Origin of the sequence: Pseudomonas sp. BIC9C (assembly GCF_034541995.1) — a bacterium.
Lineage (GTDB): Bacteria > Pseudomonadota > Gammaproteobacteria > Pseudomonadales > Pseudomonadaceae > Aquipseudomonas > Aquipseudomonas fluorescens_CC.
The window spans coordinates 579768-594869 of sequence record NZ_JAWDGM010000002.1 but is presented as its reverse complement, the minus strand read 5'-3'; the positions used below and the strand labels follow the sequence as shown (position 1 = coordinate 594869).

Genomic DNA, 15102 nt, shown 5'->3' with positions numbered 1-15102 from the left:
CAACATCACTGTGACTGAACCACCGCTATCGCGAGCAAGCTCGCTCCCACATTGATCGCGTAAGGCCAATGACATGCCCACTGCCCTCTACCGCTACATCCTTGCCCTCGCGCTGTTGCTGCCGATGGCCGCTCACGCCGGTGACGCCGAAGACTTCGTCGCCGCCAATCCCGTGCAGCAAGCCAGGCTGCTGGAAACCTGGGCCGCGCAACCCGATCCGGCCCGTATCGAGTTGATCAACGCCTTGCAACAAGGCGAGTTGACCATCGACGGGCAGCCGAAAACCCTGCGCCTGAACAACCGCCTGCGGGGTCTCATCGACACGGCCCTGGCCAGTCATCAGTTGCTCGCCGCCGACACCAGAATCCGTCTGGCCGCCGCACAGCAATTGCAGAAAAGCGCCAAACCCGCGCAGCTTGCATTCCTCGACCGGCAACTGACGGGCGAGAAGGACGAGAGCGTTCATGCCGCCCTCAGCCTGGCCCTGGCCAATCTGCAACTGGTCGACGCCGATCCGGCCGTGCGCCTCGCCGCCGTGCGATTGCTCGGCGAAACCGGCGATCCGCTGGCCCGCACCCGCCTCGAAAGCCTGCTGGAACCGAGCATTGAAACCGACGCGAATGTGCGTACCGCCGCTGAAACCAGTCTCGCCCAGGTCAAACGCAAACTGCTGGTCGGCGAGATGCTCGGCCAGGCATTCAGCGGTATGTCGCTGGGCTCGATACTGCTGCTTGCCGCCCTCGGTCTGGCAATCACCTTCGGCCTGCTCGGCGTGATCAACATGGCCCACGGCGAGATGCTGATGCTCGGCGCCTACTCGACCTACGTGGTGCAACTGATGTTCCAGCGTTTCGCCCCGCAGGCCATCGAGTTCTATCCGCTGATCGCGCTGCCCGTGGCGTTTTTCGTCACCGCGGCCATCGGTATGGCGCTGGAGCGCACGGTGATTCGCCACCTCTACGGCCGTCCTCTGGAAACCCTGCTCGCCACCTGGGGCATCAGCCTCATGCTGATCCAGCTGGTGCGCCTGGTGTTCGGCGCGCAGAACGTCGAAGTCGCCAACCCCGCGTGGCTGTCGGGCGGGATTCAGGTGCTGCCCAATCTCGTGCTGCCGTACAACCGCATCGTCATCATTGCCTTTGCGCTGTTCGTGGTGGTGCTCACGTGGCTGCTGCTGAACAAGACACGCCTGGGCCTCAACGTGCGTGCGGTTACCCAGAACCGCAACATGGCCGCCTGTTGCGGCGTGCCCACCGGGCGCGTGGACATGCTCGCCTTCGGCCTCGGCTCGGGCATCGCCGGCCTCGGCGGTGTAGCCCTGAGCCAGATCGGCAACGTCGGCCCGGACCTCGGCCAGAGCTACATCATCGACTCATTCCTGGTGGTGGTGCTCGGCGGTGTCGGCCAGTTGGCCGGTAGCGTGCTGGCCGCATTCGGCTTAGGGGTTGCCAACAAGATTCTCGAACCACAGATCGGTGCCGTGCTCGGCAAGATCCTCATCCTCGCGCTGATCATTCTGTTCATCCAGAAACGTCCGCAAGGCCTCTTCGCACTCAAAGGACGGGTGATCGACTGATGAACCAGCCCCTGATGCTCAAGGCCACACAAAAGGCCGGCCCGAAAATCACGATTGCCGTCGGCGCGGTGATCCTCGTTCTGCTGTTGGCGTTACCGCTGCTGTCGCTGTTATCGCCGGACAGCACGCTGCACGTTTCCGCTTACACGCTGACGCTGGTGGGCAAGATTCTTTGCTATGCCATCGTCGCGCTGGCGCTCGATCTGGTGTGGGGTTACGCCGGCCTGTTGTCCCTCGGCCACGGCCTGTTCTTCGCTCTCGGCGGCTATGCCATGGGCATGTACCTGATGCGCCAGGCCTCGGGCGACGGTTTGCCGGCGTTCATGACGTTCCTGTCGTGGACCGAAATGCCGTGGTTCTGGACCGGCACCAGCAGCTTCCTCTGGACCTTGTGCCTGGTGGTGCTGGCACCGGGGTTGCTGGCGTTGGTGTTCGGTTACTTTGCCTTCCGTTCGCGGATCAAGGGCGTGTATTTCTCGATCATGACCCAGGCCCTGACCTTCGCCGGCATGTTGTTGTTCTTTCGCAATGAAACCGGTTTTGGCGGCAACAACGGCTTCACCAACTTCCGCACGATTCTTGGCTTTGGCATCACTGAACCGGGCACCCGCGCGGTGCTGTTTTTCGCCACCGTACTGTTGCTGGTGGCGAGCCTGTACATCGGCTGGCGCCTGGCGCAGAGCAAGTTCGGCCGGGTGCTGACTGCGCTGCGCGATGCGGAGAACCGCCTGATGTTCTGCGGCTACGATCCACGCGGGTTCAAGCTGTTCGTCTGGGTGTTGAGCGCGGTGTTGTGTGGCCTGGCCGGGGCGCTGTACGTGCCGCAAGTGGGGATCATCAACCCGAGTGAAATGTCGCCGACCAACTCCATCGAAGCTGCGGTGTGGGTGGCTTTGGGCGGACGCGGCACGTTGATCGGTCCATTGCTTGGTGCTGGTGTGGTCAATGGCATGAAGAGCTGGTTCACCGTGGCATTCCCCGAGTACTGGTTGTTCTTCCTTGGCGCGCTGTTCATCGTCGTGACCCTTTACCTGCCCAAGGGTGTGATCGGTCTGTTGAAGAAAAGAGGTGAATCATGAGAGTCACTGCGACGGCTGAATTCATGCTTGAGCCAGCCTTTTTCCCCGTGGAGCCCAACAAGGATGCCGGCACCAGCCGCGATACGATCGGTCTCGGCCAGCGCGCCGTCAAAGGCCTGAATACGCGCCACGGCACCCTCCTGACCCTGGAAGACATCAGCGTCAGCTTCGATGGCTTCAAGGCGCTGAACAATCTGAACCTGTACATCGGCGTTGGTGAACTGCGCTGCATCATCGGCCCCAACGGCGCGGGCAAGACCACGCTGATGGACGTGATCACCGGCAAGACCCGCCCCAGTCACGGCAAGGCCTGGTTCGGCGAAACCCTGGACCTGACGCAGATGAGCGAAGTGCAGATCGCCCAGGCCGGTATCGGCCGCAAGTTCCAGAAGCCGACGGTGTTCGAAGCCCTGAGCGTGTTTGAAAACCTTGAGCTGGCGCAGAACACCGACAAGTCGGTGTGGGCCAGCCTGCGGGCGCGTTTGAGCGGCGAGCAGAAAGACCGCATCGCCGACGTGCTGGAGACCATTCGCCTGACCAGCTCGGTCAATCGCCCGGCCGGCTTGCTGTCCCACGGCCAGAAGCAGTTCCTGGAGATCGGCATGTTGCTGATGCAGGACCCGCAATTGCTGCTGCTCGACGAACCGGTCGCGGGCATGACCGACGCCGAAACCGAATTCACCGCCGAACTGTTCAAGCGTCTGGCCGGCAAGCACTCGCTGATGGTGGTGGAACACGACATGGGCTTCGTCGGCTCGATTGCCGACCACGTCACGGTGTTGCACCAGGGCAGCGTGCTCGCCGAGGGGTCGCTGGAGCAGGTGCAGGACAACGAGCGGGTGATCGAGGTGTATCTCGGTCGCTGAAGCTGCGAACACCGCCACTGTAGGAGCTGGCTTGCCAGCGATGGCGGTGGGTCAACCAACATCAATACTGGATGTGCCGGCCCTATCGCCGGCAAGCCAGCTCCCACAGGGATTTGTGTGGAACAGAAGGAATTTGAACATGCTGCAAGTCGACAAACTGCACCAGTACTACGGCGGGAGCCACATCCTGCGCGGCCTGACGTTTGACGTAAAAGTCGGCGAGGTCACCTGCCTGCTGGGCCGTAACGGCGTGGGCAAGACCACCCTGCTCAAATGCCTGATAGGCCTGCTGCCGGCCAAAGAAGGCGCAGTGAACTGGGAAGGCAAGCCCATCACCACGTTCAAGCCACACCAGCGGGTGCATGCCGGCATCGCCTACGTGCCGCAGGGCCGGGAGATCTTCGGCCGCCTCACCGTGGAAGAAAACCTGCTGATGGGGCTGTCGCGGTTTCCCGGCAGCGAAGCCAGGGAAGTCCCGGCGTTTATCTACGAGCTATTCCCGGTGTTGCTGCAAATGAAGCAACGGCGCGGCGGCGACCTGTCCGGTGGTCAGCAACAGCAATTGGCCATTGGCCGTGCGCTGGCCAGCCGCCCTCGCCTGCTGATCCTCGACGAGCCCACCGAAGGCATCCAGCCGTCGGTGATCAAGGAGATCGGTGCCGTGATCAAAAAGCTCGCCGCCCGGGGTGACATGGCGATTTTGCTGGTGGAACAGTTCTACGATTTCGCCGCTGAACTGGCCGATCAATACCTGGTGATGTCCCGGGGCGAAATCGTGCAACAGGGGCGCGGTGAAAATATGGAAGCAGAAGGTGTACGCGGGCTCGTTACCATCTGAGCCATCACAGTCCGCACTCACCGAGCCGGAACCTCCCGAAGCAGACCGCTTCGGGAGGCAAGGCACCAATTTGTCGCACCAAACCTACGGCCGCGCACACCATTGGTGCGCCACGACATTCAACAGCCGCCTCCTGCCTGCAATACCTTGCGGCACAGCCTTTGCAAGATCCTGATGACCTCACGATAAGCACTGACCATGACTCTTCCCGCTTCCGGTGCCTTGTTCACCCCCAGTTGGCACGCCGAACTGGAACTGGGCTACGCCCGGTTCGACAACACCACTCGCCCGGTCCAGCGCCGACACAAAGGCCCGTTGCGGGTGCAAAAACACCTGTATGCCGAAGGGCCGGAAGTCTGTCAGCACATCATCGTCCACCCCCCCGGCGGGATTGCCGGCGGTGATCGGCTGGACATCTCGGCCAGTGTCGAGGGCGACGCCTGGGCACAAATCACCAGCCCCGGCGCGGCCAAGTGGTATCGCGCCGCCGGCCCCGCCTATCAGCAGCTGAAATTGCAGGTGGCGGCTGGTGCGACACTGGAATGGTTGCCCCAGGAAACGATCATTTTCAGCGCTGCCCAGGCTGAACTCAGCACCTCCATCGACCTTCAAGGCAATGCACGGCTGTTCTACTGGGACGTCGTGGCCCTGGGCCGCCCGGCCAGTGGCGAACGCTTCGACCTCGGGCACTTCCAGGCACATCTGGACATCCGCCGCGACGGCCAGTTGCTCTGGCATGAACGCCAGCGCATTGTCGGGGCGGACGGTTTGCTGGATTCGCCCATCGGGCTGGATGGGCAGCCGGTGTTTGCGACGTTGCTGGTGACGGGTGAGATCGATAGCGAGCTGCTGGAGCGCTGCCGCTCGCTGGCCAGCGAGGTGCGCGGTGATTTGACCCAATTGCCGGGATTGCTGGTGGCGCGGTGTCTGGCCAGTGAGGCGCTGTTGGCGCGAGGCTGGCTTATCGACTTATGGCGATTGTTGAGACCGGCGTTATTGGGGCGCGAGGCCGTGCCACCACGAATTTGGAACACTTGAAATGCGATTCAATGTGGGAGCGGGCTTGCTCGCGAAAGCGGCGTGTCAGGCGACATACGTGTTGAATGAAAGTCCGCGTTCGCGAGCAAGCCCGCTCCCACAGGGATTGTGCTCTCGGATTGAATGACCTTTTAACTGCCGAATACGGATTGCAACAATGGACCTGACCCCACGCGAAAAAGACAAGCTGCTGATCTTCACCGCCGGTCTGGTGGCCGAGCGGCGTTTGGCTCGCGGTGTAAAGCTCAATTACCCGGAGGCCATGGCCTACATTTCCGCGGCGCTGCTTGAAGGCGCCCGCGACGGCCAGACCGTGGCCGAGCTGATGCACTTGGGCACCACCCTGTTGACCCGCGAACAAGTGATGGAAGGCATCCCGGAAATGATCCCGGAAATCCAGGTCGAGGCCACTTTCCCCGACGGCACCAAACTGGTCACCGTCCACCAACCCATCGCCTGAGGCCGCGTCATGACTTACCACATCCGCGATGCCGTGCATGCCGATCTGCCGGCGATCCGCGACATCTACAACGACGCGGTGCTCAACACCACGGCGATCTGGAACGAGCAGGCAGTCGACCTCGGCAACCGCCAGGCCTGGTTCAGCGCCCGGCAATCCCAGGCTTATCCGGTTCTGGTGATCGTCGATGCCGACAACACGGTGCTCGGGTATGCCTCGTTCGGTGACTGGCGGCCATTCGACGGTTTCCGCCATACCGTCGAACACTCGGTCTACGTGCGCAGCGACCAGCGCGGCAACGGCCTCGGCCCGCAATTGATGGAAGCGCTGATCGAACGCGCCAAAGGCTGCGGCAAGCATGTGATGGTCGCGGCCATCGAAAGCGGTAACGCGGCCTCCATTCGCTTGCATGAGCGCATCGGCTTTGTCACCACCGGGCAAATGCCGCAGGTCGGCACCAAGTTCGGTCGCTGGCTGGACCTGACCTTCATGCAACTGACCCTCGACCCCGGCGCGCAACCGCCGAGCGTCAACCAGGAGTAATGCCCTATGAATGCCGCCCAACTGCGACGCGTCAACGTTGAAAGCTTTGCGCATTATCGCCAGGGCCTGATCGACCTGCTGCTCGATGCCGTCGGCTATGGCGCCAGTGTCGGCTTCATGGCTGACCTCGATGCGACCCAGGCCCATGCGTATTTCGATGAGGTCCAGGACAACCTGAACAAGGGCAGTGTGCTGCTGTGGGTGGTGGTCAAGGACGAGCAGGTGCAGGCCAGCGTACAACTGAGTCTGTGCCAGAAAGCCAACGGTCGGAACCGTGCCGAAGTGCAGAAGTTGCTGGTACGCGAACACGCGCGGCGCCGCGGACTGGGCCAGCAACTGATGAGCGCTCTGGAGGCGGCCGCCCTGCAGCACAAGCGCGGCATGCTTTACCTCGACACCGAGGCCGGTTCGCCCGCCGAAGCCTTCTACCAATCGCTGGGCTATACCCGCGCCGGTGAGATTCCCGATTACGCCTGCGACCCGAGTGGCCGCTACAAGCCGACCGCCCTCTACTACAAGGTTCTCCAAGGAGCCCATTGATGATTCCCGGTGAATACCAGATCCAGCCCGGCGAGATCGAGCTCAACGCCGGCCGGCGCACCCTCAGCCTGAAGGTGGCCAACAGCGGCGACCGGCCGATCCAGGTCGGCTCGCATTACCATTTTTTCGAAACCAACGACGCCCTGACTTTCGACCGCGCCGCCAGTCGCGGCATGCGCCTGAACATCCCGGCCGGCACGGCGGTACGTTTCGAACCGGGGCAGAGTCGCGAGGTGGAGTTGGTGGATCTGGCCGGGCATCGCCGGGTGTTCGGGTTTGCCGGGCGCATCATGGGTGACCTCTAAGTAATCCGATGTCCCCACTGACGCCTTCGCGAGCAAGCCCGCTCCCACAGGGGAACGCGATCGAATGTGGGAGCGGGCTTGCTCGCGAATCTGTGAGCGAAGCGAACAGTCTCAAACTCAATTGAATTCCAAGGCGAACGAATGAAGATTTCCCGTCAAGCCTACGCCGACATGTTCGGTCCCACCGTCGGTGACAAGGTGCGCCTGGCCGATACCGAGTTGTGGATCGAAGTGGAACAGGACTTCACCACCTACGGCGAAGAAGTGAAGTTCGGTGGCGGTAAAGTCATCCGTGACGGCCAGGGTCAGAGCCAGTTGCTGGCCGCCGAGGTGGTCGACACCCTGATCACCAACGCACTGATCATCGATCACTGGGGCATCGTCAAGGCAGACGTCGGTCTCAAGGACGGGCGCATCGCGGCGATCGGCAAGGCCGGCAACCCGGACATCCAGCCCAACGTCAACATCGCCATTGGCGCCAGCACCGAAGTCATCGCCGGCGAAGGCATGATCCTCACCGCCGGCGGCATCGACACCCACATCCACTTCATCTGCCCGCAACAGATCGAAGAGGCATTGATGAGCGGCGTCACCACCATGATCGGTGGCGGCACCGGGCCGGCCACCGGCACCAATGCGACCACCTGCACTTCCGGGCCGTGGCACCTGGCGCGCATGCTCCAGGCCGCCGATGCGTTCCCGATGAACATCGGCCTGACCGGCAAGGGCAATGCCAGCCTGCCGGAACCATTGATCGAACAGGTCAAGGCCGGCGCCATCGGCCTCAAGTTGCATGAGGACTGGGGCACCACGCCAGCGAGTATCGACAACTGCCTGAGCGTGGCCGACCGGTTCGACGTGCAGGTGGCGATCCACACCGACACCCTCAACGAATCCGGTTTCGTCGAGACCACCATTGCCGCCTTCAAGGGCCGCACCATTCACACCTATCACACCGAAGGTGCCGGGGGCGGTCACGCGCCGGACATCATCAAGGCCTGCGGTCTTGCCAATGTGCTGCCGAGCTCCACCAACCCCACCCGGCCGTTCACCCGCAACACCATTGATGAGCATCTCGACATGCTGATGGTCTGCCATCACCTTGACCCGAGCATTGCCGAGGACGTGGCCTTCGCCGAAAGCCGCATTCGCCGCGAGACGATTGCCGCCGAAGATATCCTGCACGACCTCGGCGCCTTCTCGATGATCAGTTCCGACAGCCAGGCCATGGGCCGCGTCGGCGAAGTCATCACCCGCACCTGGCAGACCGCCGACAAGATGAAAAAACAGCGCGGGCCACTACCCGGCGATGGTGAAGGCAACGACAACTTCCGCGCCAAACGCTACATCGCCAAGTACACCATCAACCCGGCGATCACCCACGGCATCAGCCATGAAGTGGGTTCGGTGGAAGTGGGTAAATGGGCGGATCTGGTGCTCTGGCGCCCGGCGTTTTTCGGCGTGAAACCGACGCTGATTCTCAAGGGGGGTGCCATTGCGGCCAGCCTGATGGGCGACGCCAATGCCTCGATCCCGACGCCGCAACCGGTACACTACCGCCCGATGTTCGCCAGCTTCGGCGGTTCGCTGCACGCCACCAGCCTGACCTTCATCAGCCAGGCGGCGCTGGATGCAGGCTTGCCTGAGGCACTGGGTTTGAAGAAGAAAATCGCTGTGGCCAAAGGTTGCCGCGACGTGCAGAAAACCGACCTGATCCACAACGACTACCTGCCGAACATCGACGTTGATCCGCAGACTTATCAGGTCAAGGCCGATGGTGTGTTGCTGTGGTGCGAACCGGCGCAAACCCTGCCGATGGCCCAGCGATATTTCCTGTTCTGAGCCTTCGCCCCACCATGAAACAGGCCTCGATGCCTTGCAGGACGCGAGGGATTTTGGCCTGTTTCCTTACCGCTTACGGACAATGAAACCAGATCATGAGCGGTCGTGTATTTTCCGCCAAAGGGGCTACTATTCGATTCGCTGCCCTCGACTCATGCTCAGGTAATTGCCATGCGCCTTTCCGATTTCATCGTGCAGAACGTCAATCGCATCGTCGATGAGTGGGAACAGTTCGCCAAAACCATCACTCCGGCCGCCGAATCCATGGACTGCATCGCGCTGCGCGATCATGCGAAATCGATTCTGCTGGCCGCTGCCCGGGACATGACCAAACCCCAGAGCCCGCTTGAGCAGGCCGCCAAGGCCCGAGGCGAAGGCCCGGAAAAGACCCCAAGCCTGGATCAGGCCGGCGCCAGCCATGGCGAACTGCGCCATACCGTGGGCTTCGACCTGGTGCAGATGACTAGCGAATTCCGCCACTTGCGCGCCTGTGTCATTCGCCTGTGGGTCGACAGTCTCGAATCCCCCGACATGTCCTACTTCCAGGACATGATCCGTTTCAATGAAGCCATCGACGAAGCCCTGGCCGAATCCACCGCCGCCTATGCCGAACAGGTCAATCGCTCGCGGGACATCTTTCTGGCTATCCTCGGTCATGACCTGCGCGCACCTCTGCAAGCGGTGAGCATGTCCATCGAAATGCTCCTGCGCAAAACCACACTCGAGGGCGATGCCCTGGCCTGTGCGACCCACATCCAGCGTGGCACCCAGCATATGGCGGTGATGGTCAGCGACTTGCTGGAGCTGGTGCGCAGTCGCCTGGGCAAACGCCTGCCGATCGATCCGGCGCCCGTGGACCTGGCCGATGCGGCACACGCAGCCATCGCCGAGGCCTGCGCCGGCAATCCCGCCTGTGATCCGTCCCTGGAAACCGTGGGCGATACCCGCGGCGTCTGGGATGCCGGGCGACTCCAGCAACTACTGCAAAACCTGATCGGTAACGCGCTGCAACATGGGTCGAACAAACACGACGTGACCGTGGCCCTGACAGGCGAGCCGGAAACAGTTCGCCTGACCGTTCACAACTACGGCCCCCCTATTCCCGAAGATGCCATCGGCTCGATTTTCGATCCGCTGGTGCGCAGCGCCGACGAAGAACTGGGCCAGCCTTCTACCAGCCTTGGGCTCGGTCTGTTTATCGTCAAGGAAGTGGTCGATGCCCATTGCGGCACCATTGAAGTCAGCTCCAATGAGACCGACGGGACGACGTTTACCGTGGTGTTGCCCAGGAAGGTGTGAGATTGGGAGACCGCGTTATCGTTCTTCGTCGGAACGCCGCCCGGAGCAAGCCCGCTCCCACATGGACGGTGAACAACCTGTGGGAGCGGGCTTGCTCGCGAAAGCGGCCTGACAGGCCAGGCAAAAACAACAGAACACCTACTCGACCAACAACCGCCCCAACCGCTGCTTGAGCATGCGGTTCTCTGCCCGCAGTTGCCGGACTTCTTCGAGCAGGTCCAACGCCAGAGCGACGCCTTCCCATTCCAGGTCAAGGTCGCGCCGCAGCTTGGCGGCGCGCTTGGCCAGGGTCAGCTCGTAGTCATTGAAACGCCAGTCCTTGGGCTGAGCGCCCTGAGGTTCGAGGATGCCGTGTTCGACGATTTCGATCACGTAGACGTCCGACAGCTCGGTCGCCTCACAGAATTCTGCCATGTCCAGTTGAACGTTCAGGGGACTGCTCATTGTCAGTGACTCCTTGGTTCCAAGGGATCAAAAATGCTCTCGCGGGTCGAACGCGGCTTTTTTCGCCAGCTCCTGCCACAAGGCCTTGATGTCATCATCAGACTTCTTCGGCATCACGGCCTTCAGTTGCACGAACAGGTAACCCCGCTCACCGGCCTTGTTCATCAGGCCATGGCCCTTGGCGCGCATGCGCTGGCCGTTCTGGCTGCCGGCTGGCACCTTGAGGTTGATCTTGCCGGTCAGGGTCGGCACGGCGACTTCGGCGCCCAGCGCCAGCTCCCACGGTGCCAGTGGCAAGGTGATGATCAGGTTCTCGCCTTCGACGTCGAATTTCGGGTGCGGCGCAAAACGGATCGTCAGGTACAGGTCGCCATTGGCCCCGCCACCCACACCCGGCGCGCCCTGCCCCTTGAGGCGAATACGCTCGCCGTCGCTCACGCCGGCAGGGATCTTCACGTTCAGGCTTTTGCTGGTGTTGCTCACATGCTGGCCGGCCGCGTTGTACTGCGGCACCTGGAAGGTGACCTTCTTCGACTCGGTCGACAGCGTTTCTTCGAGAAAAACCCCAAGCTCCATTTCCACATCCTGCCCTCGACGTCCGGTGCTGCGACGCGACTGTCCACCACCACCAAAGCCTGGCCCACGGTTGCCGAATATCGAACTGAAAAAGTCCGAGAAATCGCCCGTGTCCTGGCCGCCACCACCGAAACCGCCACGGCTCTGCCAGCCCGGTGGCCCCTGGAACGGCTGGCCATGCTGGCCATAGCGGCGCAGATCATCGTATTCGGCACGTTTGTCGGCGCTTTTAAGTGCTTCATAGGCTTCCGAGGCGTCCTTGAATTTGGCCTCGGCATCCTTTTCCTTGCTGACGTCGGGGTGGTATTTGCGCGCCAGCTTGCGATAGGCGGCCTTGATCGCCTTATCGTCTGCGGTCGGCTCCACACCGAGAATCTTGTAATAGTCTTTGAAGTCCATCGCGGGAATCACCATCCGTTATCAAATCGCGCCACGGGCCACAGCATGCGCTTGTTTGCAGCCATTGGTCTGACCGATCTCAAGTTTGTGACCGGGCGGCGCAGAAGAAGTTTATCGGCAACAGGCGGGGCTTCTTGCGAGCACTCCCGCGGCTGTCCGGTTGATGCAGGGTAGTTTGGGGGGAATGCCCCATCTTTCAAGGCATTGTTCGCGAAGAATTAGCAGATAACCGGCCTTCGAATCTGGCGCGCTCTGACATACACTGCGCGGCCGTTTTTTAACCGGAACCTGAAAGACATGAACAACGCATCTCCAGCCCGTGCCGTGGGTATCGACTTTGGCACGTCCAACTCCACCGTCGGCTGGCTGCGCCCCGGCATGGAAACGCTGATCGCGCTGGAGGACGACAAGATCACCCTGCCGTCAGTGGTCTTCTTCAATATCGAAGAACGCCGCCCGGTGTACGGCCGGCTGGCGCTGCACGAGTACCTGGAAGGCTACGAAGGCCGCCTGATGCGCTCGCTCAAGAGCCTGCTGGGTTCCAAGCTCATCAAGCACGACACCAGCGTCCTGGGCACGGCGATGCCATTCAAGGACCTGCTTGGGCTGTTCATCGGCCAGCTCAAGAGCCGTGCCGAAGCGGCCGCCGGTCGGGAGTTCGAAGAAGTGGTGCTGGGTCGGCCGGTGTTCTTTGTCGATGACGACCCGATGGCCGACAAGGAAGCCGAAGACACCCTGGTCGATGTGGCGCGCAAGATCGGCTTCAAGGAAGTCTCGTTCCAGTTCGAACCGATTGCCGCGGCATTCGACTACGAGTCGACCATCGAGAAAGAAGAGCTGGTGCTGATCGTCGACATCGGCGGTGGTACGTCCGACTTCTCCCTGGTACGTCTGTCGCCGGAGCGTCGCGCTGTGGATAACCGCCAGGACGACATCCTCGCCACCGGCGGTGTGCACATCGGCGGAACCGACTTCGACAAGCAACTGTCGCTGGCCGGCCTGATGCCCCTGTTCGGCTACGGCAGCCGGATGAAGAGCGGCGCCTACATGCCCACCAGCCACCACATGAACCTGGCGACCTGGCACACGATCAACTCGGTGTACTCGCAGAAATCCCAGCTGGCTCTGGGCAGCATGCGCTATGACATCGAGGACACCGGCGGCATCGATCGCCTGTTCAAGCTGATCGAACAGCGCGCCGGGCACTGGCTGGCGATGGAAGTGGAAGAAACCAAGATCCAGCTGACCCACGCCGACAGCCGCCACGTGCCGCTGGACCGCATTGAAGCGGGCCTGAGCGTGGACTTGAGCCGTGCACTGTTCGAGTCGGCCATCGACAGCCTGCTGGAGCGGGTGCGCAACAGCGTCACCCAACTGCTGGCAAACGCCGACGTACGGGTCGACCAGGTCGATACGGTGTTCTTCACCGGCGGTTCGAGCGGTATCCCGGCGCTGCGCAACAGCGTCTCGGCGATGCTGCCGAAGGCGCGGCATGTGGAAGGGAATATCTTTGGCAGTATCGGTAGCGGTCTGGCGATCGAGGCTGCAAAGCGTTACGGCTCGATGGACTGATCTGAAATCTTTGGTGCGCCCTTCGCGAGCAAGCCCGCTCCCACATTCAACCAGGTTCCTCCAGATGGAATACAGTCAAATGTGGGAGCGGGCTTGCTCGCGAAGGCGCCAGATCAGGCAATAAAGATCCAGCAGATCAAACCATCCCCACCTGCTTCAACTCACTCTTCAGATACGCGTAGTAAATCGGCCCCGCCACCACCCCCGGCAGGCCGAACGCGGCCTCGAACACCAGCATCGCCAGCAGCAACTCCCAGGACTTGGCACTGATCTGCCCGCCGACGATGCGCGCGTTGAGGAAGTATTCGAGCTTGTGGATAAAAATCAGGTAACCCAGCGCCGCCAAGGCAACCCAGATCGACAGCGATAGACCGACGATGGTGATCAGGGTGTTCGACATCAGGTTGCCGATCACCGGCAGCAGGCCGAGCAGGAACGTCAGCACGATCAGGGTTTTGGTCAGCGGCAGCTTGATGCCGAACAGCGGCAGGATCACCGCCAGGAAAATCCCGGTGAAGAAGGTGTTGAGCAGGGAAATCTTGATCTGGGCGAACACGATGTTGCGAAACGCCTGGACCAGCAGGTGCAGGCGATCGAACAGCGCCGCAGCCAGCGGCTTGCGTTTGGTCAGGTCCGGCACACGCTGCAAGGCAATGATCGCACCCAGCACCATGCCGATCAGCAGGGTCACGAACATGTGCGCTGCGTCCTTGCCCACCAGTTGCAAATCGCTGAGGTGCTTGCTGACCCATTCGCCAATCGCCACGCGAAACTCGGCGGCACTGGCCGGCAGATAGGCGTCGATGAACGGCGGCAGTTGCCCGCGCGCGCGGTCGACCACCCCCATGAACTTGTCGAGGGAAGCACCGGGGTTTTCCGCTTCGTGCAGCAGAAAACTGATGGCGCCGGCAAAGATCAACGACAGTACGCTGACAATCAGAGTCCCCAGCAACGCCACTGCCAGCCAACGTGCACGTCGGCCTTCAATCAGTCGTTGCAGTTGCGGGGTGAGCATGTTGACCAGTTCGAACACCAGCAACCCGGCGAGCAGGCTGGGCAGCAACCGCAGCGGCAGGACCAGCAGCAGCCCGCCAAAAATGATGACCCAGCTGATGACCAGCAAAACTTGACGCTGAGAAAACGTTGGCATACAGCCTCAAAAACGAACGGCATAAAAAGGATTGGCAGTCTGCCAGCGATCCGGTGCGAGCACTAGGGATTGTGTGGGGCGACCTTGGTGGGGTGGCAGCTTGAGTTACCGCTGCCCTTGCCGACCTCATCGCGGGCAAGCCCGCTCCCACAGGGATCTTGGATGCCTGCGTAATTTTTGTTCAGCACAGAAACCGTGTGGGAGCGGGCTTGCTCCGGGCGGCGTTCCGACGATGAGGGCGGCACATTCACCACTGGCTTCCAGGTTTATTTTTTCTTCAGGCAATCACTCATGAACGCCTTGCGCTCATCACCCTTGAGGGCCTTGGTGGCGGCGTCGGCATTGCAGGTCTTCATCTTTTCCTGCTGAGGGGTCAAGGCTTTACCGGCATCGTTTGCCGCCGGCGCGGCCTTCAGGCAGGTGCTCATGAAGGCTTTGCGCTCGTCGCCCTTGAGGCTTTTGGCCGTGGCGTCGGCATTGCAGGTGGTCATCTTTTCCTGTTGTGCTGTGGCGGCGAAGCCTTGGGAACAGAGCAGCAAACCGATCATCAACAAAGGGACACGCAACATCTTCAT

Annotated in this window: 16 protein-coding genes; 12 read left to right on the top strand and 4 right to left on the bottom strand. The window is 61.6% G+C overall.

Annotated features, from left to right (window positions below; all coding sequences use genetic code 11):
- Positions 1 to 73: 73 nt before the first annotated feature.
- The 11 genes from urtB (at position 74) to RS887_RS12615 (ending at position 10386) form a co-directional block, all read left to right on the top strand.
- The gene (urtB, locus tag RS887_RS12665; protein ID WP_322615649.1) at positions 74 to 1576 is read left to right on the top strand and encodes an urea ABC transporter permease subunit UrtB; all 1503 of its coding nucleotides are present in this window, start codon (positions 74 to 76) and stop codon (positions 1574 to 1576) included.
- A complete protein-coding gene (urtC, locus tag RS887_RS12660) occupies positions 1576 to 2655 on the top strand; it encodes an urea ABC transporter permease subunit UrtC (RefSeq protein ID WP_322615648.1) in 1080 nt (359 codons plus the stop codon). Before urtB ends, urtC begins: the two co-directional genes overlap by 1 nt.
- Positions 2652 to 3521 carry an urea ABC transporter ATP-binding protein UrtD gene (gene urtD, locus RS887_RS12655; protein ID WP_322615647.1) on the top strand — a complete coding sequence of 290 codons (870 nt, stop codon included), beginning with the start codon at positions 2652 to 2654 and terminating at the stop codon, positions 3519 to 3521. Before urtC ends, urtD begins: the two co-directional genes overlap by 4 nt.
- A gap of 139 nt (positions 3522 to 3660) precedes the next feature.
- Positions 3661 to 4359, top strand: a complete 699-nt coding sequence (urtE, locus tag RS887_RS12650; RefSeq protein WP_322615646.1) for an urea ABC transporter ATP-binding subunit UrtE — start codon at positions 3661 to 3663, stop codon at positions 4357 to 4359.
- Positions 4360 to 4557: 198 nt separating this feature from the next.
- Entirely contained in the window at positions 4558 to 5397 is an 840-nt protein-coding gene (locus tag RS887_RS12645) for an urease accessory protein UreD (protein WP_322615645.1), read from the top strand.
- 157 nt (positions 5398 to 5554) lie between these two features.
- Entirely contained in the window at positions 5555 to 5857 is a 303-nt protein-coding gene (gene ureA / locus RS887_RS12640; protein ID WP_085717464.1) for an urease subunit gamma, read from the top strand.
- Positions 5858 to 5866: 9 nt separating this feature from the next.
- Positions 5867 to 6400, top strand: a complete 534-nt coding sequence (locus RS887_RS12635; RefSeq protein WP_322615644.1) for an N-acetyltransferase family protein — start codon at positions 5867 to 5869, stop codon at positions 6398 to 6400.
- A gap of 6 nt (positions 6401 to 6406) precedes the next feature.
- Positions 6407 to 6940 carry a GNAT family N-acetyltransferase gene (locus RS887_RS12630; protein ID WP_322615643.1) on the top strand — a complete coding sequence of 178 codons (534 nt, stop codon included), beginning with the start codon at positions 6407 to 6409 and terminating at the stop codon, positions 6938 to 6940.
- A complete protein-coding gene (locus RS887_RS12625) occupies positions 6940 to 7245 on the top strand; it encodes an urease subunit beta (RefSeq protein ID WP_108218464.1) in 306 nt (101 codons plus the stop codon). Before RS887_RS12630 ends, RS887_RS12625 begins: the two co-directional genes overlap by 1 nt.
- A gap of 141 nt (positions 7246 to 7386) precedes the next feature.
- On the top strand, positions 7387 to 9087 hold the full coding sequence (ureC, locus tag RS887_RS12620) for an urease subunit alpha (protein WP_322615642.1): 1701 nt from the start codon (positions 7387 to 7389) through the stop codon (positions 9085 to 9087).
- Between the two features lie 171 nt (positions 9088 to 9258).
- Complete coding sequence (locus RS887_RS12615; RefSeq protein ID WP_322615641.1) at positions 9259 to 10386, top strand: HAMP domain-containing sensor histidine kinase; 1128 nt, start codon at positions 9259 to 9261, stop codon at positions 10384 to 10386.
- Between the two features lie 138 nt (positions 10387 to 10524).
- Here the strand turns inward: RS887_RS12615 and RS887_RS12610 are convergent, their stop codons facing one another.
- Together RS887_RS12610 and RS887_RS12605 are read right to left on the bottom strand one after the other, a co-directional pair.
- Positions 10525 to 10830, bottom strand: coding sequence for a chaperone modulator CbpM (locus RS887_RS12610; RefSeq protein WP_322615640.1), 306 nt, complete (start codon positions 10828 to 10830; stop codon positions 10525 to 10527).
- 27 nt (positions 10831 to 10857) lie between these two features.
- Positions 10858 to 11805, bottom strand: a complete 948-nt coding sequence (locus tag RS887_RS12605; RefSeq protein WP_111284472.1) for a DnaJ C-terminal domain-containing protein — start codon at positions 11803 to 11805, stop codon at positions 10858 to 10860.
- A gap of 297 nt (positions 11806 to 12102) precedes the next feature.
- Between RS887_RS12605 and RS887_RS12600 the strand changes: the two genes are divergently transcribed.
- Positions 12103 to 13377: an Hsp70 family protein gene (locus tag RS887_RS12600; RefSeq protein WP_322615639.1), complete on the top strand. Its 1275-nt coding sequence runs from the start codon at positions 12103 to 12105 to the stop codon at positions 13375 to 13377.
- Between the two features lie 136 nt (positions 13378 to 13513).
- Here the strand turns inward: RS887_RS12600 and RS887_RS12595 are convergent, their stop codons facing one another.
- The gene (locus tag RS887_RS12595) at positions 13514 to 14527 is read right to left on the bottom strand and encodes a hypothetical protein (protein WP_322615638.1); all 1014 of its coding nucleotides are present in this window, start codon (positions 14525 to 14527) and stop codon (positions 13514 to 13516) included.
- Between the two features lie 266 nt (positions 14528 to 14793).
- Positions 14794 to 15102, bottom strand: coding sequence for a PsiF family protein (locus tag RS887_RS12590; RefSeq protein WP_111284342.1), 309 nt, complete (start codon positions 15100 to 15102; stop codon positions 14794 to 14796).